This window comes from Pelomicrobium sp. (assembly GCF_036803785.1).
Classification (GTDB): Bacteria; Pseudomonadota; Gammaproteobacteria; order Burkholderiales; family UBA6910; genus Pelomicrobium.
The window spans coordinates 1-2,944 of the sequence record NZ_DAIRTR010000217.1 but is presented as its reverse complement, the minus strand read 5'-3'; the positions used below and the strand labels follow the sequence as shown (position 1 = coordinate 2,944).

Sequence of the window (2,944 nt, the reverse complement as noted above, 5' to 3'; positions counted from 1 at the left end):
TCCGTGTACGCCCTGGCCCCCGCCCGCCTTGGGCTAGACAAGCACGAAGTGGGGTTCGTCTCGTCCAACTATTGGGACGCGGCGGGGGCCAAGGCGTTCGGCTTCCATGTCTTTTGGATCAATCGCTTCAACGCCACAGCCGACGAGCTGGGGCACGAGCCAGATGCCGTCCTGCAGGCCTTGACCGATCTTCCCCAGCACGTCCGCTAGCCCGATGAGTCCAGCCCTCCACGAGCATGTGGCCCGGGACGTCGCCCGGGCGCTCGAAGAAGACCTGGGGCCCGGAGACCTGACCGCCCAGCTCCTGCCCCAAGACATGATGGCCCGGGCACGGCTGATCTGTCGGGATCATGCGGTGCTGGCGGGTGCCCCTTGGTTCGAGGCCTGCTTCCGCCAGCTCGACCCGACCGTGGAGATCCAGTGGAATGTCCCTGAGGGCGGCGCCTTGTCCCCGGGCATCGAGGTCTGCCTGCTCCAGGGTCAGGCACGAGCGCTCCTTTCCGCGGAGCGGCCCGCCCTTAACTTCCTTCAGACCCTATCGGGGGTAGCCACCGCCACGCGGCGCTGCGTGGAAGCGGTGGCCGGCACCCGCGCGCGCATCCTGGACACCCGCAAGACCCTGCCCGGGCTGCGTTTTGCGCAAAAGTACGCGGTGCGCCTGGGCGGCGGCGTCAATCACCGCATGGGGCTCTATGACGCCATCCTGATCAAGGAGAACCACATCGCTGTGGCCGGTGGCGTGAGGGAGGCTCTGGCCGCCGCCCGCCGAGTAGACCCCTCGGTGCCGATCCAAATCGAGGTGGAAAACCTGGTCCAGCTTGAGGAGGCGCTCGCCGCCGGCGCCCGGCTCATTCTGCTTGACAATTTCCCCTTGGACGCCTTACGGGAAGCGGTACGCTTGACCGCCGGCCGTGCCGAGCTGGAAGCTTCCGGCGGCATCTGCCTGGAAAACGTGCGCGCCATCGCCGAGGCGGGCGTGGACCGCATCTCCATCGGCAGCCTCACCAAGGATGTGAAGGCTATAGACTTTTCCCTGCGGGTGGTGCCGGTGACGTGACGTCCGAGCCGGGGGCGTTGAAGGAGTGCCCTTAACACCTGGCGCTGGCGCTCCCACAGGCTCCCTTTTTGCGGTCCGCCACAAGGAGGACCGCAAGTCCTCGATCACTCCCCATCGCCCCGTCTTGATCTCCGCGGAGACCGCTATGCCGGGGAGTGAGTGCCACGGTAGGCCCGTCCACCTGGAGGGCGGATCGTGCCAGCACAAGCCGTGTCTAGAACATTAGCCTCTGATGTCGCCGTGGGCAGCGGCGTTCGAGACGAAGGTCACTCGCGCTGGAATCGTGTCGTGGCGGGCAAATGGAAAGGTCGCGACCTGGGTCGCGGCCCGCTCGCCCGCCCGTACGAAGCCCATGTCTTTGTTCGGCAGCCGCGCTTCCACCTTCGTCCGGCAGTCCCGAGACGCGATCCCCCTCAGGGGCTGGTCCGCGGTCAGCCCGCCGGATCCGTAAAAACCGCGAGCGGTTGCGCCGTGCTGCCCACGGCAGCGGTGAGCCACCCTGAGGTAAATCTTGCCCCTCTCGCTGGCAGCCAGCACTAGCGCGCCGCTTCGCTTGTCCCGCGCGCGGGCCATTTCGGCCATAGCGATGAAGGCGGAATGCACTTCGCTCCAGATGAGGAGGTAGGCGCGGTTCATGGATGCTCGCTCCTTTCAGCGGCGTTGCTTGCGTTCCTCGCCTTCGGAAAGAAACCCCTCGGGCAGGCGGATGCCCGTCTCTTGCAGGGGCACGAGCACGGCGAGCAGCGGCGCGGCGCTCGCTTCGCACTCGCCCGTGTTTGCCTCTGGTGCGGCAGCGGGGGACCTGTCGGCGCCCGCCGCCTGCTGTGCGCTGGCGGTGGCCTCGCCGGCAGCGCCGCCAGGGCACGGGCGTGGAGATGGTGTAGGCCACGCTGTGCGTACCGATGAGGTCGTAGCCCTGCTGGTTCGAGTAGATCGCCGCGGTGTAGCGGCCCACCCCCTGCACCGCGTTCGCACTGCCGCCGAAGAGAATCTTGCTCGGGTCGTGCGCGGCCGAGATCGTGAAGATGAAGAGCCCCGCCGGCAGGCTGGTGATTGCGACCCCATCGTAGGTCTTGCCTTCAGAGCGAGCGGTCATCGATGGCAAGCGGCGTGAGAAAGCTCCTCAAGAGCGGATGGCTCTGCCCCTCGTAGATGCGCCAGGTTCTGCCCGTGCCGCACGCATCACCGATGTCTCAGCCCGCCGCCGCGTAGGTGGCAAACTGCTTCATCTCGGCGGTTGTCCTGCCGATGGTACCCGCGCCCCCGGCGCTCGTGGCCTGGCCCCCGGTCTCAGTGTCCCAAAAGCTATTCGAGACCGTGCCGCCCAAGCCGTTGAACCCCACCGGCCCGCAGATGAAATCGGCTGTACCGGACACCTGGCCCATGGCGTAGCTCGCCGAGACCGCGCCGACGCTGTTTCGCCCCACTAGCTCGCCGAACCCCTTCCTACCCGTCACGCGGCCACCGGATAGCCCCACGTTACGCAGCGGGGCGCCCTCGACAACGCCGAACAGGCCGACGTCATCGGTGGACGGCCGGTCGATGACGAGGTTGCTGATAGTGTGCCCCAGCCTGTCGAAGCGGCCGGTGAAGCGATTGGAAAACGCGCCGATCGGCACAAAGCCCGTGCCGCTGTTCCAGCCGCTGGTGGCGCTGGCATCGATGTCGGCCGAGCGCGTAGTGGCCGGAGAGGTTGCTCGAATGCGCCTGCCCCTGCAGGCTGTTTGCGGCGCCGTTGCTTTCACCCCCCTCACGGCTGCGGCCTCGGAATCCTGTGCGCGTCACTAGCGCGGCGGCTTTCTCGGCGGCAGGGCGGACCTGCTCGCACCGGACAAGAGGCGCTGCGCCGTGTCCGGCGGCGAGCCTGCATCATGCCAGGTCCAGCTC

Annotated in this window: 3 protein-coding genes and 1 pseudogene; 2 read left to right on the top strand and 2 right to left on the bottom strand. The window is 67.5% G+C overall.

The window, feature by feature from the left end:
- Nucleotides 1–210, top strand: a pseudogene (locus V7Q81_RS15425) (haloacid dehalogenase type II); the annotation flags it as partial.
- Between the two features lie 4 nt (nucleotides 211–214).
- Nucleotides 215–1,057, top strand: coding sequence for a carboxylating nicotinate-nucleotide diphosphorylase (gene nadC / locus V7Q81_RS15420; protein ID WP_333845090.1), 843 nt, complete (start codon nucleotides 215–217; stop codon nucleotides 1,055–1,057).
- 222 nt (nucleotides 1,058–1,279) lie between these two features.
- On the opposite strand, the gene V7Q81_RS15415 is transcribed toward nadC, so the two are convergent.
- Both V7Q81_RS15415 and V7Q81_RS15410 read right to left on the bottom strand, forming a co-directional pair.
- Nucleotides 1,280–1,693 carry an ESPR-type extended signal peptide-containing protein gene (locus V7Q81_RS15415; protein ID WP_333845088.1) on the bottom strand — a complete coding sequence of 138 codons (414 nt, stop codon included), beginning with the start codon at nucleotides 1,691–1,693 and terminating at the stop codon, nucleotides 1,280–1,282.
- Between the two features lie 557 nt (nucleotides 1,694–2,250).
- Entirely contained in the window at nucleotides 2,251–2,802 is a 552-nt protein-coding gene (locus V7Q81_RS15410; RefSeq protein WP_333845086.1) for a hypothetical protein, read from the bottom strand.
- Nucleotides 2,803–2,944 lie beyond the last annotated feature (142 nt).

Excerpts from the sequence above, each read along its gene's own strand:
- nadC (WP_333845090.1), top strand. The coding sequence starts at position 215 with ATGAGTCCAGCCCTCCACGAGCATGTGGCCCGGGACGTCGCCCGGGCG.
- V7Q81_RS15415 (WP_333845088.1), bottom strand. The coding sequence starts at position 1,693 with ATGAACCGCGCCTACCTCCTCATCTGGAGCGAAGTGCATTCCGCCTTC.